Consider the following 21983-nt stretch of genomic DNA (forward strand, 5'->3'; position numbering starts at 1 on the left):
AAGCTGTAATGACCTTAAACTGGTGGTTGCAGCTTTTCTTTTATGCTTGAGCAAGCACACAATCACATAAACTAAAGCACCATCCCGCACGCCTATGACACTAAAATAAAAACTAAAGCACCATCCCGCACGCCTATGACACTAAAATAAAAACTAAAGCACCATCCCGCACGCCTATGACACCAAAACGAAAACTAAAGCACCACCCCCGCACGCCTATGACACCAAAACGAAAACTAAAGCACCATCCCGCACGCTTATGACACCAAAATAAAAACTAAAGCACCATCCCACGCAATTATCGCACCAAATCAAAACCAAACTAAAAAGGCATTACCCCTACCGACAGGAGTAATACCTCTAATCTATCCCCTAAACCGACGCAAGAACCCTTGCAGTCTTTCATTCTCAGAATGCTCGATTACTTCGCTTGCAGTACCTTGCTCAGCAATGACACCCTCATCTAAAAATAGCACTTTATCCGCTATATCAAGTGCAAAGTCCATTTCGTGTGTAACAAGCACCATTGCCATATCCTCGTGTTTGGCGAGATCACGAATAACCTCAAGAACTTCGCCGACAAGCTCTGGGTCTAGTGCTGACGTTACTTCGTCAAATAACATAATCTTAGGTCGCATGACAAGTGCACGGGCCATAGCGACACGCTGCTTTTGTCCGCCAGAGAGCTGGCTTGGATAGTTATCTAATTTTTCACCAAGTCCAACTCGTTCGAGCATTTGAATGGAGCGATCGCGAACCTCTTCTTTACTTTCCTTTTTTACATGAATCGGCGCTGTCATACAATTTTCTAAGATTGTCATATGTGGAAAAAGGTTAAAGTGCTGGAAAACCATTCCGATATCCCCGCGAACTTCTCTTAAATGCTTTTCATTGGCTTTCACCATGTGGCCATTCTTTTCCATCTTCCACAGGTTTTTACCATCCACGATAATATCACCAGATGACGGCTCTTCCAAGGTCATCAACATCCGTATGATTGTTGTTTTCCCAGACCCACTAGGACCAATAATAGCAACTTTTTCAGCTGGTTTTATGTCTAAATTAATTCCTTTTAAAACGTTAACATCACCAAAAGATTTATGCACATCCTGGAATCTTACGATGGGATCAGTCATATTATCACTACTCCTTTTCCGTGCATGCTATTTAATAGCTGCATTTTTATCAAATCGTGTATTCAATTTTATTTCTAATTTCCTAATCAGTACTGCTGAAGGATAGCTGAGAACTAAGAATATAATTCCGACAATAGTTAATGGCTCCAGGTACGACCAGTTTTGTGCACCGTAACTATTCGCCATTAGCATTATACCAGCAACTCCTATTGTGGAAGCAAGTGGAACCTCTTTAAACATAATAATGAAATAGTTCCCCAACATCGGAACTGTTGGCGGTATTGCCTGTGGTAAAATAATTCTTCTCCACTTATCAACCGTCGAAAAGTTCAATGCTTTGGAAGCCTCCCATTGTCCTTTGTCAATACTATCAATCCCTGAACGATAGATTTCTCCAATGTACGTGCTAAAATGAATGCCTAGACCGAGTACGGCGCTTGTAAAAGGACTTAATGTTACGCCGATTCCTGGTATCATTGGCCATGCATAGAAAAGGAAAAATAATTGAACAAGTGGGGGAGTAGAGCGAATAAATTCCATGACCCATGTAACGATCCAATTGAAAAATCTATTCGGTATCCTTCTTAGAAATGTCCATACAAACCCAAAAAGAAGTGCGAATAAATAACACGTAATGGTTAAGCTAACTGTAATCCATAGCCCCTGCAATACAAATGGGAGAGCATCCATAAATGTTTCCCAACTCCAGTTATTATTCATCCGTTAGCAACTCCTTTCTTGGAAATACGTTCGCCTTTTCTTGTCAGCCAAATAAGTGGAAGCGCAAGAATAAAGTAGAACACGAGAACTAATAAGTAAACAATTGGTGCTTGCGACAGGTTTGAGCTTCGGAGAATGTCGCCATAATATAAAATGTCTGTCATCCCAATTAAGGAAACTAATGAGGTTCCTTTCAGCATTTGTATGGTGTAGTTGCCGAATTCAGGAAGCATCATTCGTACTGCTTGCGGGAAAATAACGAGTCGCATACGTTGGAAGCGTGACATGTTTAATGCTGTTGCGGCTTCAGATTGCCCCTTTGCAACGGAAAGAATCGACCCGCGTACAACTTCTGAAAGATATGCACCATAATTTAAACCAATGGCAATCACACCGGTCCACCAGTTGGAACCTAGCTGAATGCCAAAAAGCATTGGAATGGCGTAGTAGAGCCAGAATAACTGAACGATTAAGGAAGTACCACGAAAAACCTCCACATAAAATCCAGTGAATTTCCGGATGAAGATGTTCTGAGAAAGCCGGCATAATCCAGCAATAAAAGCCATTAAGTAAGCTAGAATTGCTGAAGCAAGAAGGACAGTGATCGTTACATGAAGTCCTCTTGCAAGCTGTGGAAAAATCTCTATGATTGCATTCATAGTATCACTCCTTCAAATTTCGTTTTTGTGAATTAGAATCCTTTGTTAATCATCTGCTGATAGCTGATCCAATAAGATATAAATAAGGAATAAATAAAGGGCCTGCTTCCCCCCGGGACGAGGGAATCAGACCCTATGGAGTCTTTACTTTATAAAAGTTCCTTAAATCTCCCCGTTGCAAACTTCTTCTGTTGAGACTTCCCCTACAGGAACAAAATTAGTTTCGCCATTAAAACCGTTCGCTTCTAATAGCTCCGCAATCGTACCGTCTTCCTTTAGTTCTGCTAATTTTTCATTATAAGCATCGCGTAAATCTTCATCATTTAAGTTAAAAGCTTCTGCACCGTAGCTTGGTACGCCTTCGATATCTGGCTGCTCAAAGGATTCCACAAATTCTAGCGCGTCCGTGTTGGCAGATTCAAAAGCCATTCTAACAGTCATTTCTGTACCAGTTGTCGCATCTGCACGGCCAGATTGTACAGCTGAGAATGTAGCTGGAATATCTGGTGCGGTAACGATTTGACTCGGATCTACTCCTTCTTCCTGTAAAAATCCGATTTCTGTTGCACCTTCCATAACAACAACAGTAACATCTGGATTAGCTGCAATGTCTTTATAGCTTTCTAATCCAAGTGGATTACCAGCTTCTACAACTAAGCCTTCCCCATATTGCATCGTAGGTTCACTGAATGCTACATTTTCACAGCGTGCTGGCTGAATAGCCATACCCGCGGTGATAACATCGAATTGTCCAGCCTGTACCCCAGGGATTAATTGACTCCAGTCAGAAAGCTGTGCTTCGATTGTATCGATTCCAAGTTCTGCAAATACTGCTTCTGCAATGTCAACTGCTGCGCCTTTTAGTTCTCCGTTTTCTTCATAAGCATATGGAGCTTCGTTGGCAAAACCAATCGTAACTGTCCCCGATTCTTGTAATTGTTCTAGTTTGCTTCCATTTCCGTTAGCTGTATTATCAGATCCACATGCAGCTAAAAGTACAAACATAGAAGCAAAAAGTAATGTAAAGCTTACTTTTTTCAAAATGAAAAGACCTCCCTGTTTAATATAAACCCCAATCGTATTGTTTGGTGATAATGGACTAGGTGTGTATCACCATATACATGAAAAAAGGGTTTTTTCCGCATTCGTATTTATAATGGTATAGATTTATTAATTTTCATTCAAATGCGATATATTTAGATAATTTATAATATAACCTTATATTTTGGACTTACCATAAGTAAGCTCATTGATACAGAAAGATGCTTGAAAATAATGCCAAATCCTCTCCGATGCCCACGATTTGATAAAAGTAGTGAATCGGAGTAGATTGCCGAAAAAAGCGAAACTGTTGCTTTATACCCTATTTGCACGAAACTATTGAACTAGTTGTTGGAGTGGGTTAATCTAGAAGTAATTAACAGCATAATTCATAGAAATTAAGGAATAAAGTGAGGTTTTATAAGGTGGGGACGTACGTAGTTGTTGGTGTGGCATCGGTGGTAGTCGTAGTGCTTGTCGTATGGCTTTCACTTGTAACGCTGTCTAAAGGATATGGATATAAGCATTCGGTAGATCCGATACCGGAGGATGAGGAAAATGAGGATAAGAAACAGGATGAATAGGTAATGAAAAAGGTCACACGATATTCGTGCGGACCTTTTTTCATTGCTGGAAATTAAATGCCTATATGGAGTCTCAGACTTTTAATATAGGCAGGAAGCTTTCACTTAATTCTTTTCTCACCCTTGTAATATGTGCTTCCATCAGTGATTTGGCTATTGCATCATCACCTGATGCAATAGCAATATAGATTTCTTTATGTTCATTAAATGTCTCTTCGTATCGGTCAGCATTTTTAAAGCGATTTTGTCTTGTTGTACGAATGGTTTCTTCCATTTGTTTGATTAGTGTTTGTGCCAAATGGATTAAAATAGAATTATGAGACGCAGCCACGATATACATATGAAAATGCAAATCTGCCTGCACCCCAATTTCTACTTTATCAATGGGAACAGCCATTTGTTCCAAAGCCTTACGGATGTTGTTAAGATCCTCTCCTGTTGCTCGCTTTGCTGCGAGTGAGATGGCCTCAACTTCTAATGCGCGGCGAACTTCCAGCATTTCAAAGATCAAGTGATTTTCAGCTGTCACTACTTTCTCGAAAAGTTCATCAAGGATTAATTGTGCGTCTGATTGCTTAACATAACTTCCGCCGCCTCGCTTGATTTCAATAATATCTTTTAACGCTAAAATTTGTAATGCTTCTCGAACTGAATTTCTGCTGACACCAAAAAGTCTTGCTAATTCACGTTCAGATGGCAGCTTATCACCTGTTTCCAAATGATTCTTTAGAAAATTTCCTGCTATTTTTTCTAAAACAATCTCTGCTGTTTTTCGCTTATCCGAGACCACAATCCTCCCGCCTTCCAATAATCTCTAAAAGTTTAATAAATATAAATTTATTTTCTGAAAAATCATTGAATTAATCGAGGAAATCATTATAATAGACATAATAAACTGGTTGTTCCAATATTAACATAAATTAGATAAATCTAAAAGTGGTACTACCACTTATAAATGGAGAGGAGCAGGGAAATGGAAAAAGTGATCAATGCATTAAAAACAAAATTAGCAGATGAGCAAATTTCAACGAATGAAACAGTTAGGGAATTGCATAGCAAAGATGAAACTTATCATCAGACAAGTCTTCCTGATATCGTTGTTTTTCCAAAAACAACAGAGGATGTGAGTCATATTATGAAGGTGTCGCAGGAATTTAAGACTCCAATAACCCCCTTTGGAGTTGGATCAAGCTTAGAAGGACATGTGATTCCTTATCAGAAAGGCATCGTTGTTGATTTTTCCTTCATGAATAAGATTATCGAAATTAAACAAGAAGACTTGCTCGTAACTGTTCAGCCTGGTGTTACAAGAGAACAACTGAATAAAGAACTCAAGAAATATGGTTTATTTTTTTCCGTTGATCCTGGTGCAAATGCAACGCTTGGTGGTATGGCAGCAACGAATGCTAGTGGGACAACAACTGTGAAATATGGAGTAATGCGTGACCAAGTGAGGAATCTAGAAGTTGTTCTTGCAGATGGAAGTGTCATACAAACTGGTAGCTTAGCAGCAAAATCTGCATCTGGCTATCATTTAAACGGGTTGTTTGTTGGTTCGGAGGGAACACTTGGATGTTTTACAGAATTAACACTACAAGTATATGGTATTCCAGAGCATGTAGTCGCAGCTCGTGCAACCTTTCCAAGTCTTACACGAGCAATTCAAGCCGTTACATCAATTTTGCAAGCGGGAATTCCAATTGCAAGGGTCGAATTTGTAGATGAAGCTTCGATTATACAAATCAATACATTCAGTGAAACAGATTATCCAGTAAAACCAACCCTTTTTCTAGAATTTCATGGTAATGAAGCAGGGCTAAATGCGGATGTTGCATTTACGAAAGAAATTATGCAGGATCATGATTGTGATAGTTTTACATCTGAAACAGATAATGCTGCTCGTAATCATTTGTGGGATGCACGTCATAACTTAGCATATGCCTATATTCATGGTCATGCTGGCAAAAAAATGATGCTTACCGATGTAGCAGTGCCGATCTCTGAATTAGCAAATTCCGTCATATACGCTCGAGAAGAGCTTGATAAGTTAGGGGTTCCAGGTGGTATCCTAGGACATGTAGGTGATGGTAACTTTCATTGTCTCATAATGATTGATATGGCAAATGCTGGCGAGGTTAAAAGAGCAAATGAATTTAATAAAAATGTTGTGTTGTATGCCTTAGAACGCGGGGGAACTTGTACGGGTGAACATGGTGTCGGAGTTGGGAAGATGCCATATCAGCGCCAGGAGCATGGGGATGCGCTCGATATAATGAAGCAAATCAAAAAGGCACTAGATCCGAATAACTTATTAAACCCTAATAAAATTGTGGAAGTAGAAGAGGGGAACCCTGAATGAAATCTATTGAAAAAGTAAGCGCGTTAGCAGGAAAATACTTTGCTGTTTTAGTTATTCTTGCTGCTGTAATCGCTTTTTTATATCCCCCAGCTTTTCTTGTCTTTGGAGGCTATATTACGATTTTGCTTGGGGTTGTTATGTTTGGGATGGGGTTAACATTAAAGCCTGTAGATTTTAAGTTAGTATTCACGAAACCAATACCAGTAATCGTTGGGATATGTGCGCAATATACAATCATGCCACTTGTTGCTTTTGCGCTTGCATATTTGCTAAGGCTTCCCCCAGAGCTTGCAGCTGGACTAGTTTTATTAGGGTCTGTTCCAGGTGGGACAGCATCCAATGTAATGGTGTATTTAGCAAGAGGGAATGTTGCGTTATCGGTTGCAATGACTTCCCTTTCAACAATGCTAGCACCTATCATGACACCTTTGCTTATCTATCTATTAGCTGGTCAATGGTTACCAGTTGATCCGGTTGCGATGTTTATGTCGATCATTCAAGTTATCATCATCCCTATCATTCTAGGATTCTTGATACAGAAATTCTTCCCTGTTGCTGTCGAAAAAGGGGTAACGGTTGTACCTCTTATTTCCGTAGTTGCAATTTTGATTATTGTGGCAGCGGTTACAGCGGCTAATGCGGGTAATGTTGTGACAGCAGGGTTCCTAGTGTTTATCGCAGTTTTCCTTCATAATGGCTTTGGTTTATTGCTTGGCTATTTAGTTGCTTTAATGATGGGATTGGGAGAAAACGAACGAAGAGCTATTTCCATTGAAGTAGGTATGCAGAACTCAGGCTTGGGTGTTGCCCTGGCAACAGCTCACTTCAGTCCTCTTGCTGCACTTCCAAGTGTATGGGGTGCAATCTGGCATAATATTTCGGGACCAATCCTTGCCACTTTTTGGGCAAATAAATCTGTTGAAAAAAATGAAACCCCGGATATTAGAAGAGTGAATTAAAATGTTGTGCACTAAAAAAATAAAAGAAATCGGCTATCTCGCCGATCTCTTTTATTTTAGCCGCTTATCTCTAATGTTAATTGTTAGGCGGTCGCATCCCTCTTTGTAATTGGTTAAGACTCAAACCAAAGGTCATTTGCAGGTGCGGGTAATCTTTGAAATTACTCCAATCACCGCCCCAATCAAACCCCAATTCTTTTGCAATATCAGCAACTTCAAACCAATCGGACTGGCCATTGTTATTCCCATCATAATGAATGTCCCAGATAATATCGCCATTCGTACTCCGTAATGCATAATCAATTGCAAGCCCATAGTTATGATAGGATTGCCCGCCTTGTGCATTCGTTATAATATCGCCAGGCTTTGTTCTGCCTTGTTCATAAAGGGAATCCTGTTGTTCGAATGAACGGAATCCTTGGGTAATGATAACCTCAATCCCATGTGAAGCAGCTATTTCAATAAGTTTATTCTTATTTTCCTCAACGAGCGGATGTAACCCATCAGGGAGCGGTGCTTCTTCATCCATGTATAAATGATGCTCACCATTCCACTCGTTATAAACATAAAATAGAAGAACTAGAAAAAGGATAATAATCATCCATGATATAATTGTTGCGTTCCATCGTTTCATTTGTAAAAATAACTTCCTTTCGAGCAACGGCACTCAAATCGCAATGCTAATGCTCCATATAAGGCAGAATGAATAGTTTATTTTATCATAACTCAACCTTCAGACCAATAACATAAATTCTAATGATGAACAGGGTTAAACAAAAACAGCGATTATAAAGATTATTTTGATATAATGGAGTTGCTTTTATAATAATTGAAATTAAGCTGTATCCTCCAACTTGAATGAAAGGGGAAAATGCATATGTATTTTTTGATTGCCGGGGTTATTGGTTATCTGTTTGGATGTCTTCATGGATCGCAGTTGGTTGGAAAAATGAAAAATGTTGATATTAAAAAAAGTGGTGTAAAAAATGCTGGTGCTTCCAATACGACAATTCTATTAGGATGGAAATATGGTATTCTTGTAGCGCTTATCGATATATTTAAAGCTACGTTAGCTATTTTACTCGTACTATTTATTATAACGGAGAATGGAATTACAGGTGATTGGAAATATTTATTAATCTATACGACCGTATTTTTTGTAATTATTGGTCATAATTATCCAATTACGATGAAGTTCAGTGGTGGGAAGGGAACTGCATCACTAGTTGGTGCGCTTATCGCAATTGATTGGAAAATAGCACTTATCGGGATAGGTATATTACTTATCTTTACATTGGCAACCGACTATCTTGTAATTGGCGTCCTTTGTATGTATCTTTCTTTTCTTGTTACAACTTATCTGTTTTTTGGAATCGAACCAACATGGATTGTTATCTTACTTTCTGTCTTAAGTATTATGAAACATATGGAGAATTATAAACGTATTATGAGAAAAGAAGAGACAAAACTATCGAGTATGATTCGTAAAAAAGTTTCTTAATAAATGGAGGAAATCATGTTAGACATTCTAATTTGGATTGTTATTGCAGTTTTATTTATCCTAAGCTTTGTAGGAATTATTTTTCCACTAGTACCATCTGTGCTTGTACTATGGGGTGGATTTTTACTGTATCACTTTATGTTGAATAGTGAAGAACTGAATTTGATTTTCTGGATTGTTATGGTTGTGTTTACCGTACTTTTAATTGTAGCGGATATCATTGCAAACAGTTATTTTGTTAAAAAGTTTGGTGGCAGTAAATCGGGTGAACGTGGTGCCGCAATCGCGGTTATTATGGGATCATTTATTACGCCACCATTCGGGATTATTTATGTTCCTTTTATTACCGTATTTCTAATTGAAATGGTACAAAAGCGAACCACTAAAGAAGCGTTCCGTGCATCTATTGGTTCACTGCTAGGATTTCTAGGAGGATCATTTGCAAAAGTTGTGATTCAAATCGTTATGATTATTTGGTTTTTTATATTAGTGTTGTTTTAAAACGTAGTTAGGAGCAAGGTATAATGATGGAATATCCAGTAAGAGTAATGACAATTGCCGGTTCTGCAGCAGGAGGTAGTGCTGGGGTTCAGGCAGATTTAAAAACATTTGAAGAATTAGACGTATATGGCATGAGCATTATCACGGCGATCGTTGGGCGCCATCCGGAAACGAATCAAAATGTTCATTTACAATCGACCGAAGCGATTGAAGCACAGTTTGCGACCGCAATAAAGCAGGTTGGTGCAGATGGAGTAAAGACTGGAATGTTATTTTCCAAGGAAGTAATAGAAGTGGTAGCCAGTCTAATTCAAGAAAAAGAAATTAAAACAATCGTTGTCGACCCGGTTATGATCGGAAAAATGAATTCCAAATTATTAAAGGACGATGCAATTGAGGCGTTAATTCATCAATTAATACCGATGGCAACGATTATCACACCAAATGTGCCCGAGGCTTCCATCCTTTTGGGTGATAGAGAGTTACATACAGTTGAAGATTTAAAACAGGCAGCAGTGGACTTACACAAGCTAGGCGCGAAAAATGTCCTTGTTAAAGGTGGGAGATTGGAGGGGCCAGCGGTTGATGTATTATTCGATGGAACGACTTTAACAGCCTTTACAGCACCACGAATTGATACGGTGAATACAAGTGGAGCAGGATGTACGTATTCAGCGGCAATAACAGCCTATTTAACAAAAGGAAAAACCGTAGCTGAAGCAGTTGGTCTGGCAAAAGGCTTTGTTACAACAGCAATTGAGTATGGATTTTCCTACACGGATATCGTAGGACCGACCTATCATGCAGCAACACGTAAATTTGGTGAAGCGCATCCGATTAAAATTGAAATAGTAACGTGAATGGGGGAATAAAACATGGTCAAACGTGCATTGATTAATGTCGATTATACAAATGATTTTGTTGCAGCAGATGGCGCACTTACAGCTGGTGAACCTGGACAAGCCATTGAAGAAAAAGTTGTAGCAGTAACAAAGGAATTTATCCAGGCAGGAAATTATGTAGCTTTTGCAATTGATATCCATCATGAAGGGGATAAATTGCACCCGGAAACGGCCCTTTTCCCAGCCCATAATATTGCTGGAACTACAGGACGTGATCTATATGGAAAGCTCGCTGATGTATATGAAGAAAACAAAGATAACGTGAATGTCTATTATATGGATAAAACACGCTATAGTGCATTTGCCGGAACTGATCTGGAAATAAAGCTTCGTGAGCGTGGAATTGAAGAGGTTCATATTATTGGTGTGTGCACAGATATTTGTGTGTTACATACTGCGGTTGATGCATATAACAAAGGATTCGGCATTGTTATTCATCAAGATGCGGTGGCAAGCTTTAATCAGGCAGGGCATGATTGGGCATTAGGACATTTTACTAATACATTAGGTGCAAAGGTAGTTTAGTTTGTTGGATAAGAGAGGGAACCAGATGAAGGAGCTATTTCGCGAGGATACATATGAAGACTATAAAGTAAGGAAAGCAACGGTTGAAGATACAGAAGCAGTTATTCAACTGTTGCAAGATGCTGCTCGTTGGTTAGATGAGAAAGGTATATCCCAGTGGGAATATTTACGAAACGGTGGAGACACGACGGAGATTAAACAAGGAATTTTAGCTGGTACAACTTATCTCGTTAAGCATAGTGGAAAATTAGCTGCAACGTTAAATCTTTCAGATGTGCAAAATGAATGGGATATCGAGCTATGGGGAGAGCGGAAAGACCATAGCTTTTACATCCATCGACTAGCAGTGGCACAAGCATATCGCAAGCAGCAAATTGGCAGAAAGCTGCTCGATTGGGTAGATCAAAATATCCAATTGGAAAACGGCAGGATTCGTTTAGACTGTGTGGCTGATAATCCAGATTTAAACCAATTCTATCAACGAGCAGGCTATACGTTAATGGACTCTGTAGCGAATGGAGAGGACAAGTTTTCTCTATATGAAAAGTTGATTACCAGTAAACCTTGACTTTATAATTTCATACCTATATATTAAATATGAAATACATGAAACGTTGATGAGGATTAGTATAATTGGTCTGTCTTTCCGAGAGAGGAAATGGGTGGTGTGAATTTCCGTTAGACGCGATTAGAACCTGCCTCAGAGTTCGCCATCAGAAAGGCAATGTCCAGAAGATGTGCGCGGTTTATAACCGTTATCAAGTGAAGTGTGCAAGGGGGATTCCCCATGCAAACAAGGGTGGTACCACCAAGCCTCGGTCCCTTTTTCGGATGGAGGATTTTTTGTGTTTAAAAGGATGTTCAAAAAGTCCGGTGAAAATGACACATCGAATTTCTTTGTTGGCTTGCTTTTCCGTTCCTCACGTATCAGTTGCATACGTTCTGGTACTCAAAGCTACGCCGCCTCGAACTTCTCGGTCTTTTTCATCCTCCTTTTTGAATACGCACTTTAAGAAAAATATTTATCATAATGAGGTGTTACGAATGGGTAAAAAGAATAAGCAGTTTGTTGAGAAAGTAACTGCAATGGAAGATGATTTCGCGCAATGGTATACCGATGTCGTTAAGCAAGCGGAATTGGTTGATTATGGGCAAGTGCGCGGAACGATGATTATTAAGCCATATGGCTATGCAATTTGGGAAAATATTAAAGATGAATTAGACCGTAAGTTTAAGGAAACCGGACATTCGAATGTTGCTTTTCCATTATTCATTCCAGAAAGTCTCTTGCAAAAGGAAAAAGACCATGTTGAAGGATTTGCGCCAGAAGTTGCTTGGGTAACACATGGTGGGGATGATGAATTAGCAGAGAAAATCGCTGTCCGTCCGACATCAGAAGTGCTTTTCTGTGACTACTATTCCAAAAACATTCATTCGTATCGTGACCTGCCAAAGCTTTATAATCAATGGGGAAATGTGGTGCGCTGGGAAAAAACAACCCGTCCATTCCTGCGTTCATCAGAATTCCATTGGCAGGAAGGTCATACTGCACATGCAACAGATGAAGAGGCGTCAGAAGAAACAAATCGGATGCTAGAGGTTTATGCATCCCTTGTAGAAGAATATTTAGCAATTCCAGTTCTTAAAGGACGTAAAACAGATAAGGAAAAATTCGCCGGTGCAAAATATACATTAACGATTGAAAGTTTAATGCATGATGGGAAAGCATTACAATCAGCAACCTCCCACCATTTTGGATCTGGATTTGCTGAAGCATTCGATATTACGTATTTAGATGAAAATGGGGAAAGTCAGTTTGTTCACCAAACATCATGGGGACTTTCTACACGTATCATGGGTGCACTAATCATGGTCCATGGCGATAATCGTGGTTTAGTTGTGCCACCACGTATTGCTCCAACACAAGCAATGATCGTCCCAATCGCACAGCATAAAGAAGGCGTATTGGATAAAGCATACGCATTACGTGATCAATTAAAAGACATTGTCCGTGTTGATATTGATGGTAGCGATAAAATGCCAGGCTGGAAATTCAATGAATATGAAATGAAAGGTATCCCGGTTCGTATTGAAATGGGACCGAAAGATATTGAAAAAGATCAAGTTGTTCTGGCACGCCGTGATACAGGAGAGAAAGAGTTTGTTGCATTAAGCGATCTAGAAGACCGTTTACCAGTATTATTGGAAGAAGTGCAACAAAATCTGTATGACAAAGCATTGACACATCGTAATGAAATGACTACCGTTGCGACGGATATGGATTCCTTCCAGCAAACATTAGATGAAAAAGGCGGATTCATCCAAGCGATGTGGTGTGGCGACATTACATGTGAAGAAAAAATTAAAGAAGACACAACAGCAACATCACGCTGTATCCCTTTCGAACAAGAAAAGATTGCAGACACATGCGTGTGCTGTGGCAAAGAAGCGAAAGAATTAGTAATTTGGGCAAAAGCATATTAATAAATGTTAAAAAGCGAGCACTGCATAAAGCGGTGCTCGTTTTTTATAAGGAAAAGATTTTGCTTATTGTTTAGTATGTAGGCAAAGCAATCGCAAATGCATGGAAGCGCAAACTCATTAGTATTGACACCAGTAAAGCTGCTCGTTTTTTCTCTTAAAATTATCATCAATAAAAAGAATCATACAGTAAACCTAAATTAATGAATTAATCCGAAAATACTGCCTCTATTTATTTTCATAGTAAGCTATTGGCAATCTAGTAGATTTGTGCTATAAATATACATATTAACTAATAAATATACATCGTTTTACGGAGGAAATTATGAAGAAGCTATTAAGTGACGAAATAGATAAAATTATACATCAACTATGGAATATTAGTGATTATTTATATGAGCATCCTGAGCTTGGGGATCAGGAGCACCAGTCGATGCAAAAGCTAGTTGATTTTTTAAAAGAACATCAATTTAAAATTGAGACAAATATTGTAGGAAGAGCTACAGCGTTTAAAGCAGAATTTAATAGTGGTAAACCGGGTCCGAAAATTGCATATTTAGCGGAATATGATGCATTACCAGGTGTTGGTCATGGCTGTGGTCACAACTTAATAGGGACGATGAGTACTGGTGCTGCAGTGGCGCTTAGTAAACTTATACAGAAGACAGGTGGTAGTGTAGTTGTATTAGGTACGCCAGCTGAAGAAACGAATGGGGCTAAAGTACCGATGAGTGAACAAGGTATATTTGATGATATCGATGTAGCAATGATTGTTCATCCTGGAGGCACATCACATGAGAGCGGGGAATCGCTTGCGATGGATGCCATTCAATTTAGCTATTTTGGAAAAGCATCCCATGCAGCTGCTTCTCCAGAGCAAGGAATTAATGCATTAGATAGTGTCATTCAATTATTTAATGGTATAAATGCGCTTCGTCAGCACGTCACCTCAGATGTACGAATCCATGGAGTTATCTCTGAAGGTGGTCAAGCGGCAAATGTTGTTCCGGCTAAAGCGACAGCGCAATTTTATGTCCGAGCAAAAAGTCGTGACTATTTGAATGAAGTTGTAGAAAAGGTAAAACATATAGCCGAGGGTGCGGCAAGTATGACAGGCGCATCACTAGAAATAACTAATTATGAATTGAGCTATGATAATATGATCACGAATCATGCATTATCTGATGCATTTACGAGAAACTTAAAGGAAACGAGTGAGCAACATGTTTTTCCTCCAAAGGAATCTTACGGTTCGATTGATATGGGAAATGTAAGCCAGGTTGTTCCAGCGATTCATCCTTATATCGGTATGAATGCACCAGAGCTCGTTCCACATACAATAGAATTTGCTAATACAACAGTAACAGAAGAGGGACATCAAGCTCTTTGTGATGGCGCATTATCATTAGCTCAGACAGGCTATGATGTACTAACAGATACCCAGTTATTTAAGGCGATACAGAATGAATTTAAACGATCAAAATAAGAGATTACATTTACGAGGGGGTTCCAGGATGAAATTTTCTTTAACGAAATCATTAATGGCAATTGCTATCATTGCATTACTCGCAGCATGTGGAGCGAATGAATTGGAAAACAACAATAATGCAGGTTCAGATGATACAGGTGAAAAAGAAGTACTTACAATGGCGACATCCGCTGATTATCCACCATTCGAGACTTATAACGCTGAAGGAGAAATTGTTGGATTTGATATTGATATTGCTAATCTAATTGCGGAAGAATTAGGTTATGAATTGAAGATTGAAGACATGTCATTTGATGGATTAGTTGGTGCATTACAAGCTGGAAGAGCTGATATCGTAATGGCTGGCATGAACTCTTCGGAGGATAGAAAGCAAAATGTTGATTTTTCCGTGGACTACCATCATTCTATGTTTACTTTCCTTTCATCACCTGATGCTCCGGTGGAAAGTTTAGAAGATTTAGAAGGTCACACTGTCGGGGTTCAGTTAGGTACCGTCCAAGAAGAAGGGGCAAAGCTTTTAGCAGAAGAATATGGGTTTGAAGTGAAAAGTGTTGATGACAATGGGATTCTTATTCAAGAACTAAATACTGGCCGAATTGTAGCTGGATACATGGATAAAACTGTTGCAGATGGCTATTTAGCTGAAGGTGACTTAGTTGCTTTCGATGATACGAGTACAAGTACGCCAGGTACAGCAGTAGCTTTTCCAAAAGGTAGTGAATTAGTTGACGATGTGAATCAAGTATTGGAAGAGCTGATTGATAGTGGAAAAATCGCAGAACTAGAAGAAAAATGGGAAATTAATCAATAATTGAACGAGGGGCTAATCACATGAAAAATTCATTGACAAAATTATTTATGGCAGTTGCAATCATTGCTTTTCTTGCGGCATGTGGAACAAGTGAAACAGATAATGGAAATGATAATAATACAGGTTCAGATGACTTAGGCGAAAAGCAAGTACTAACAATGGCGACATCCGCTGACTTCCCGCCGTTTGAATCCTATGATACAGAAGGTAATTTTATTGGGTTTGATATTGAGTTAGCAGAGTTAATTGCGGATGAATTAGACTATGAGCTAAAAATTGAAGACATGAATTTTGACGGCCTAGTTGGTGCTCTGCAAGCTGGACGTGTGGATATGGTTATGGCAGGAATGAGTGCAACAGAAAATCGTAGACAAAATGTGGATTTTTCAATTGAGTATAATCGTTCAGGAGAAATGTTTGTAACGAAAGAAGATGCACCAGTAGAAAGCTTGGAAGATTTAGAAGGGAAAACCGTTGGCGTCCAGCTTGGAACTATTCAAGAAGAAGGTGCTGATGAATTAAGTGAAGAATATGGCTTTGAAGTAAAAAAAGTAGATACTGCAGGGATCTTAGTACAAGAAATGAATTCGAATCGTCTTGATGTTATGTATATGGATAAAGAAGTAGCAACAGGTTACATTGAGTCTCAAGGTTTTGTCGGATTTGATGATCCAACAACCGTATCTCCAGGGATGGCGATTGCATTCCCGAAGGATAGCGAATTGGTAGAAGAGGTCAATGCTGTACTGGAGGAGCTTCAGTCCAATGGGAAAATTGAAGAATTACAAGAAAAATGGTTAACTGAATCAGAATAGTAGGGAATTGAGGTGATAGGGCATGAATTTGGATTTTACCCAAATCGTGCCTTATATTCCTTTTATATTGAAAGGAATAGGGGCAACATTACAGTTTGTAAGTATATCGATTGTTGTAGGGTTTATTCTTGGTACAATTTTAGCAATATGTAAAATTACAAAGGTACCTTTATTAAAATGGCTAGCGGATGCATATACGTCTATTTTTAGAGGGACACCGCTCATTTTGCAATTAATGATTATTTATTTTGCAGTACCACAGCTGACGGGGTTTGATATCACTGCATTTGTTTCAGCAGTGCTTGCATTTGGATTGAACTCAGCCGCATATGTATCTGAAATTATTCGTGCTGGAATTATGGCGGTTGATAAAGGGCAAACCGAAGCAGCAGAGGCACTTGGAGTACCTTATAAATCCATGATGCTGAATATCATCCTGCCACAGGCTTTTAAAAATATTCTTCCTGCATTAATGAATGAGTTTATTACATTAACAAAGGAATCAGCTATCGTATCTACAATTGGTTATTTAGATTTAATGCGTCGTGCACAAATTGTAGGTGCAGATATTTATCGTAATTTTGAGCCGTTATTAGTTGCTGGACTAATTTATTGGGTAATGGTATTCATTCTCACGAAAATTGGTGGACTTGTAGAACGGAGGATGAGACAGAGTGATTAAAACTTCGAATTTATCTAAAACATTTGGAAAAAATGAGGTGCTTAAAGGTATTTCAACAACCATTGAGCATGGTGAAGTAGTTGCGGTTATTGGACCATCTGGATCAGGGAAATCTACGTTTCTGCGATGTCTGAATCTTTTAGAACAGCCAACATCAGGTGAGATTCATATTAACGATATAAATATAACAGCAGGTAAAGTGGATAAATTAAAAATCCGTAAAAATATCGGCATGGTGTTCCAGCATTTTCATTTGTTCCCTCATATGACAGTTTTGGAAAATGTGACATACGCACCACAGAAAGTAAAACACCTCTCGAAGGAAACTGCAAATAAGCTAGGCAAGGAGCTACTTGCAAAAGTTGGTTTAACGGATAAGGAGGATGCTTATCCAAATCGCTTGTCAGGTGGGCAAAAGCAGCGTGTTGCGATTGCGAGAGCACTTGCGATGGAACCAGAGATCATGCTATTTGATGAGCCAACATCTGCACTCGATCCTGAAATGGTAAAAGAAGTTTTGGATGTAATGAAGGATTTGGCTACCACTGGTATGACAATGGTTATTGTTACACATGAGATGAACTTTGCGAAAGAAGTCGCTGACAAAGTATTGTTTCTTGATGGCGGTGTTTTGATGGAAGAAGGGGATCCGAAGGAATTCTTCACACAGCCGAAAACAAACCGTGCAAAAGACTTTTTGGATAAAGTGCTATAAGAGATGGAAAACTCCCTCCAACATAAGCGTGGGGGGAGTTTTCCTATCTCTATAGGCTTGAAGTTCCATAAGTCTCAAAAAAGTGCTTCAATTTGTCTTTCAAGCGTTGCTGGCTTTTTCTGTGGAGCAAATCGATCAACAACTTGGCCGTGTTTATCGATAAGGAATTTAGTGAAGTTCCATTTGATTTGCTCCGTTAAGAGTCCCTTCGCTTCCGAAGTAAGATAAGAGAATAGTGGGTGTGCATTTTCCCCCTTCACATCGACTTTGCTAAACATTTGGAAAGTAACACCGTAGTTTTTCTCGCAGAATTGGGCAATTTCTGCGTCAGATCCAGAGTCTTGTTCACCAAACTGATTGCATGGAAATCCGAGAATCTCAAATCCTTGTGTATGATATTTTTCGTATAGCGTTTGTAGTTCTTCAAATTGAGGTGTAAATCCGCACTCACTTGCGGTGTTCACAATGAGTAAGACATTCCCTTCATAGTCAGCAAGCGATTTCTCGTTACCTTGGATTGTTTTTGCATTATAATTGTAAACAGACATGTGAAAGTCCTCCCTTTGCTTAGAAGAATAGCAAGTAGGTTAGTGCTCGTCAATTAATTGAGAATTGTAGACCATAATAAATAACGAAAGGAAGTATACAATGAAAATAACTGAAATTGAAATCTTTGCGATTCAGCTCCCACTCATCCAGCCGTTTATTATTAGCTATGAAAGATATGATTCCATGCCATCAATCATAGTTAAGCTAACAACGGATACCGGCATCATTGGCTATGGGGAAAGTGTATTTGATGAACATATTACTGGAGAAACATGGGATAGTACCTATGCCTTGTTACGAACAAAATTAGCTCCAGCAGTTATTGGCGAAAATCCGTTACATATGGAACGAATCCATGATAAGATGGACAAATTAGTTAAAGGAGTTCCGACAGCGAAGGCTGCAATTGATATTGCTTGTCATGATGCTGCTGCCAAATCACTAGATGTCCCGGTATACACTCTTTTAGGTGGACGTTACCATGATAAATTCCCAATTACCCATGTGCTGAGTATTGGAACTCCAGAAGAAATGGCAGAAGAAGCAGCAGAACGTGTTGAACAAGGCTATCGCTCCTTTAAAATTAAAGTTGGGACGGATGTAGCTGACGATGTGAAGCGGATTCGCAGTATTCGTGACCGTGTTGGTGAAGGCATAGCACTTCGTGTTGATGTTAATCAAGGGTGGCAAACAAGCTCTCAAACATTACAAGCCTTGGATAAATTGAAGGATTTGTCGATCGATTGGCTCGAGCAACCAGTGCTCGGGGATGATATCGATGCAATGGTGGAAGTAAAAGCAAAGTCGAAGGTTCCAATGATGATTGATGAAGGCTTACAAGGTATGAAAGAAATGAGAGAGATTATCGCAAAGCGAGCAGCAGATAAAGTAAATATTAAACTTATGAAATGTGGCGGAATCTATCCAGCTAATAAGCTTGCTCACATGGCTGAAATGGCGGGAATAGAGTGTCAAGTCGGTTCGATGGTCGAATCATCTGTTGGATCAGCGGCCGGATTTCATGTAGCCTTTTCGAAAAAAATAATAACGAGTGTTGAATTAACAGGTCCTTTAAAATTTGCAAAAGATGTCGGTAATCTGAAATACGATGTACCGTTTATCCAATTAAATGAAAAGCCCGGACTTGGAATTGATATAGATGAATCAATTTTAAAGGAGTTAACGATACATTCAGAAAGGATTAGTCGATGAGTGAACGAATAGCATCCGGAGAACTCCGCAATGGACAAGCATTTTATGCCAGATATTTACGTATGGAAGACCTGCCTAGGGTCTTAGAATTGCAAAAGAAGGTCGTAAAAGCTCTCCCAAATCCCGATGTGTTGGAGCCGCTTTCCATCGAGGAATTTACGTATATCCTAAAGGTTGAGGAAATCATGCTCGGTATCTTCGTAGAGGATAAGCTTATTGCATTTCGTGCCATGCTTGTCCCTGAAAATGATGATGAAGGATTAGGAGCTGATATCGGGCTGAAGCAAGAAGTGTTCAAGCAAATTATCTATTCAGAAATATCGAATGTTGATCCTGATTTTCGAGGGAATGGGTTGCAAACATATATGGGGAAGATGCTGATAAAAAACGTTGACCCGACACGCTATCGCTACATACTAGCGACAGTTGCTCCTTTTAATTTCCCAAGCCTAAAGGATAAATTCGCTTTAGGCATGAAAATTGCTGTCCTTAAGGAAAAATTTAATGGTAAACTTCGATATGTATTTATGAAGGATTTAGCATCTAGAGAAACCGAACTGCAAATAGAAGATACTATGGAGGTTCGTATGGATGATATTGCAAAACAACAGGACGTGTTAGCACTAGGTTATTATGGTGTTTCGATGAGAAATGCTGGAGATGAAGCTTACGTAAGGTTTGAAAAAATAATTCATGTATGAAATGGAAAAATATAATAAGTTTAAAAGGGAATTTTCTATTGAAAAAGGCTGTCACACTAAAGGTTCTAGTGTAACAGCCTTTTATATATTATTATGATTACGCTTCTTGCTTCATACTTTCGCCAAGAAGTGCTAAACGGGCTTCCACTTCTTCTGGTGAAAGGTCATGCTCTTTCACGTACATATTACGTGGGCTTACACGACAAGTATGGGTGCATCCGCGTAGATATTTATGTTCATTTTCTTCAGAGCAAAGAATTTGTTTATTACATTCTGGATTTGCGCAGTTTACATAGCGCTCGCATGGCTCACCATCGAAATAATCTACGCCGACTACAACGTGTTCTTTTCGATTTACAGGTACAGAGATACGCTCGTCAAATACGTATAATTGTCCGTCCCATAGATCGCCTTGTACTTCTGGATCTTTCCCATAGGTAACAATTCCGCCGTGTAATTGACCAACATCTTCAAAGCCTTCCTCTACAAGCCAGCCAGAGAATTTCTCACAGCGAATACCACCTGTACAGTACGTTAAAACTTTTTTGCCATCTAATAGCTCTTTATTTTCACGTACCCATTCTGGAAGATCGCGGAATGTTTTGATGTCTGGACGAATTGCACCACGAAAATGGCCAAGATCGAATTCATAGTCATTACGTGCATCTAATACAACAGTATCCTCATCCAGTAAAGCTTCTCTAAACTCTTGCGGGCTTAAATATTTTCCAGTTGTTTCGAGTGGATTTACATCATCTTCCAAACGAAGTGTAACTAATTCTTTACGTGGACGTACATGCATCTTCTTAAATGCATGACCATCGTGTGCATCAACTTTAAATACCATGTTTGCAAAACGTGGATCATGATGCATTGCTTCCATGTATTTATTCGTTTGTTCAATTGTTCCAGAAACGGTACCATTGATACCTTCTTCTGCTACTAAAATACGACCTTTTAATTCAAGCTCTTTACAAAACTTGAGGTGTTCAGCTGCATAGCTTTCTGGATCTTCAATATGCACATAGTTATAGTACAACAAAACCTGATAATTTGTATTGCTTTCCATTTCATTACCACCTGTCCATTCAAATATTTGCAAGATATATAAATGGTTGGTAGTCGCTATTCTATTATAATCTTGCAAGAAGATATTTTAACACAATCAGTAGCTGATTTCCACTTGTTTTTCACTTTCCATAGCTATATATAGTATAAATATGAAAGCATGGTCTAATGCGCAATAAAATAGTGGCGTGACTTATAGTGTCACTCGTTAATGGTGTCCTTCTATAATTGTGTGTGTTGGCTATGATTTGCTAACACAGAGGTAATCACATCTTTTGTAGTCTCCTTCATGAGTCATAATGTAGAGTGGGGATGTGTTTTTATGAAATACGTAATTATTTTCATATTATGCGATTAAACATAGATTATACAAGGTAGTATCGGGTTAGATAAAGCACTTGTCGTCCTTAATTAGTTTATTGGCAAAAATAAATTTATAAACGCTTGCATTTTTACCGAAAAGAGGTTAAAGTTAAGATAGCAAAAGGAAATTGGAGTTTGAATAATACTTTACGATCTCTTTTTCAAGATGGTGTAAAAGTATTTATGATTCAATTACTTTGCACGATATTG

General features: G+C 38.9%; 24 protein-coding genes and 1 other annotated feature. Of the genes, 16 read left to right on the top strand and 8 right to left on the bottom strand.

What is annotated here, in order from left to right; all coding sequences use genetic code 11:
* Window positions 1-365: 365 nt before the first annotated feature.
* The 4 genes from ehuA to ehuB form a co-directional block, all read right to left on the bottom strand.
* Window positions 366-1136: an ectoine/hydroxyectoine ABC transporter ATP-binding protein EhuA gene (ehuA, locus tag F1560_RS03585; protein ID WP_149473271.1), complete on the bottom strand. Its 771-nt coding sequence runs from the start codon at window positions 1134-1136 to the stop codon at window positions 366-368.
* Window positions 1137-1163: 27 nt separating this feature from the next.
* Window positions 1164-1856, bottom strand: coding sequence for an ectoine/hydroxyectoine ABC transporter permease subunit EhuD (gene ehuD, locus F1560_RS03590; protein ID WP_149473272.1), 693 nt, complete (start codon window positions 1854-1856; stop codon window positions 1164-1166).
* On the bottom strand, window positions 1853-2515 hold the full coding sequence (gene ehuC, locus F1560_RS03595; RefSeq protein ID WP_149473273.1) for an ectoine/hydroxyectoine ABC transporter permease subunit EhuC: 663 nt from the start codon (window positions 2513-2515) through the stop codon (window positions 1853-1855). The genes ehuD and ehuC overlap by 4 nt, the downstream gene beginning before the upstream one ends.
* A gap of 162 nt (window positions 2516-2677) precedes the next feature.
* Window positions 2678-3556: an ectoine/hydroxyectoine ABC transporter substrate-binding protein EhuB gene (gene ehuB / locus F1560_RS03600; RefSeq protein WP_149473274.1), complete on the bottom strand. Its 879-nt coding sequence runs from the start codon at window positions 3554-3556 to the stop codon at window positions 2678-2680.
* Between the two features lie 425 nt (window positions 3557-3981).
* On the opposite strand from ehuB, the gene ytzI reads away from it, so the two are divergent.
* Window positions 3982-4140, top strand: a complete 159-nt coding sequence (gene ytzI / locus F1560_RS03605; RefSeq protein WP_149473275.1) for a YtzI protein — start codon at window positions 3982-3984, stop codon at window positions 4138-4140.
* 73 nt (window positions 4141-4213) lie between these two features.
* Here ytzI and F1560_RS03610 read toward each other — a convergent pair whose 3' ends face one another.
* Window positions 4214-4930 (bottom strand): FadR/GntR family transcriptional regulator, encoded by a 717-nt coding sequence (locus F1560_RS03610; RefSeq protein WP_149473276.1) that lies wholly within the window; start codon window positions 4928-4930, stop codon window positions 4214-4216.
* 183 nt (window positions 4931-5113) lie between these two features.
* Between F1560_RS03610 and F1560_RS03615 the strand changes: the two genes are divergently transcribed.
* Entirely contained in the window at window positions 5114-6499 is a 1386-nt protein-coding gene (locus tag F1560_RS03615) for an FAD-binding oxidoreductase (protein ID WP_420874456.1), read from the top strand.
* The gene (locus F1560_RS03620) at window positions 6496-7458 is read left to right on the top strand and encodes a bile acid:sodium symporter family protein (protein ID WP_149473278.1); all 963 of its coding nucleotides are present in this window, start codon (window positions 6496-6498) and stop codon (window positions 7456-7458) included. Before F1560_RS03615 ends, F1560_RS03620 begins: the two co-directional genes overlap by 4 nt.
* A gap of 76 nt (window positions 7459-7534) precedes the next feature.
* Here the strand turns inward: F1560_RS03620 and F1560_RS03625 are convergent, their stop codons facing one another.
* Window positions 7535-8092, bottom strand: coding sequence for a M15 family metallopeptidase (locus tag F1560_RS03625; RefSeq protein ID WP_149473279.1), 558 nt, complete (start codon window positions 8090-8092; stop codon window positions 7535-7537).
* 243 nt (window positions 8093-8335) lie between these two features.
* Here F1560_RS03625 and F1560_RS03630 point away from each other — a divergent pair, with 243 nt between their 5' ends.
* The 11 genes from F1560_RS03630 (at window position 8336) to F1560_RS03680 (ending at window position 17880) form a co-directional block, all read left to right on the top strand.
* Window positions 8336-8959: a glycerol-3-phosphate acyltransferase gene (locus F1560_RS03630; protein ID WP_149473280.1), complete on the top strand. Its 624-nt coding sequence runs from the start codon at window positions 8336-8338 to the stop codon at window positions 8957-8959.
* Between the two features lie 15 nt (window positions 8960-8974).
* Entirely contained in the window at window positions 8975-9460 is a 486-nt protein-coding gene (locus F1560_RS03635; RefSeq protein WP_149473281.1) for a DUF456 domain-containing protein, read from the top strand.
* A 26-nt stretch (window positions 9461-9486) separates the two neighbouring features.
* The gene (gene thiD, locus F1560_RS03640; RefSeq protein WP_149473309.1) at window positions 9487-10320 is read left to right on the top strand and encodes a bifunctional hydroxymethylpyrimidine kinase/phosphomethylpyrimidine kinase; all 834 of its coding nucleotides are present in this window, start codon (window positions 9487-9489) and stop codon (window positions 10318-10320) included.
* Window positions 10321-10335: 15 nt separating this feature from the next.
* Window positions 10336-10887, top strand: coding sequence for a cysteine hydrolase family protein (locus tag F1560_RS03645; RefSeq protein WP_149473282.1), 552 nt, complete (start codon window positions 10336-10338; stop codon window positions 10885-10887).
* Window positions 10888-10912: 25 nt separating this feature from the next.
* A complete protein-coding gene (locus F1560_RS03650; protein ID WP_149473283.1) occupies window positions 10913-11455 on the top strand; it encodes a GNAT family N-acetyltransferase in 543 nt (180 codons plus the stop codon).
* Window positions 11456-11492: 37 nt separating this feature from the next.
* Window positions 11493-11714 (top strand) — a binding site (T-box leader).
* Window positions 11715-11931: 217 nt separating this feature from the next.
* A complete protein-coding gene (proS, locus tag F1560_RS03655) occupies window positions 11932-13371 on the top strand; it encodes a proline--tRNA ligase (RefSeq protein ID WP_149473284.1) in 1440 nt (479 codons plus the stop codon).
* A gap of 322 nt (window positions 13372-13693) precedes the next feature.
* Window positions 13694-14854, top strand: coding sequence for a M20 family metallopeptidase (locus tag F1560_RS03660; protein ID WP_149473285.1), 1161 nt, complete (start codon window positions 13694-13696; stop codon window positions 14852-14854).
* Window positions 14855-14882: 28 nt separating this feature from the next.
* Entirely contained in the window at window positions 14883-15668 is a 786-nt protein-coding gene (locus tag F1560_RS03665) for a transporter substrate-binding domain-containing protein (RefSeq protein WP_149473286.1), read from the top strand.
* A 20-nt stretch (window positions 15669-15688) separates the two neighbouring features.
* Window positions 15689-16483, top strand: coding sequence for a transporter substrate-binding domain-containing protein (locus F1560_RS03670; protein WP_149473287.1), 795 nt, complete (start codon window positions 15689-15691; stop codon window positions 16481-16483).
* 22 nt (window positions 16484-16505) lie between these two features.
* Complete coding sequence (locus F1560_RS03675; RefSeq protein WP_149473288.1) at window positions 16506-17165, top strand: amino acid ABC transporter permease; 660 nt, start codon at window positions 16506-16508, stop codon at window positions 17163-17165.
* A complete protein-coding gene (locus F1560_RS03680) occupies window positions 17158-17880 on the top strand; it encodes an amino acid ABC transporter ATP-binding protein (protein ID WP_149473289.1) in 723 nt (240 codons plus the stop codon). The genes F1560_RS03675 and F1560_RS03680 overlap by 8 nt, the downstream gene beginning before the upstream one ends.
* Before the next feature lie 74 nt (window positions 17881-17954).
* Here the strand turns inward: F1560_RS03680 and F1560_RS03685 are convergent, their stop codons facing one another.
* Entirely contained in the window at window positions 17955-18428 is a 474-nt protein-coding gene (locus tag F1560_RS03685) for a glutathione peroxidase (protein WP_149473290.1), read from the bottom strand.
* Window positions 18429-18528: 100 nt separating this feature from the next.
* Between F1560_RS03685 and F1560_RS03690 the strand changes: the two genes are divergently transcribed.
* Window positions 18529-19641, top strand: coding sequence for a mandelate racemase/muconate lactonizing enzyme family protein (locus tag F1560_RS03690; RefSeq protein WP_149473291.1), 1113 nt, complete (start codon window positions 18529-18531; stop codon window positions 19639-19641).
* Window positions 19638-20342 carry a hypothetical protein gene (locus tag F1560_RS03695; RefSeq protein ID WP_149473292.1) on the top strand — a complete coding sequence of 235 codons (705 nt, stop codon included), beginning with the start codon at window positions 19638-19640 and terminating at the stop codon, window positions 20340-20342. The genes F1560_RS03690 and F1560_RS03695 overlap by 4 nt, the downstream gene beginning before the upstream one ends.
* 97 nt (window positions 20343-20439) lie before the next feature.
* Here F1560_RS03695 and trhO read toward each other — a convergent pair whose 3' ends face one another.
* Window positions 20440-21411, bottom strand: a complete 972-nt coding sequence (trhO, locus tag F1560_RS03700) for an oxygen-dependent tRNA uridine(34) hydroxylase TrhO (RefSeq protein ID WP_149473293.1) — start codon at window positions 21409-21411, stop codon at window positions 20440-20442.
* Window positions 21412-21983 lie beyond the last annotated feature (572 nt).

This window comes from Oceanobacillus polygoni, assembly GCF_008304605.1.
In the GTDB taxonomy this organism is placed as follows: Bacteria; Bacillota; Bacilli; order Bacillales; family Amphibacillaceae; genus Oceanobacillus; species Oceanobacillus polygoni.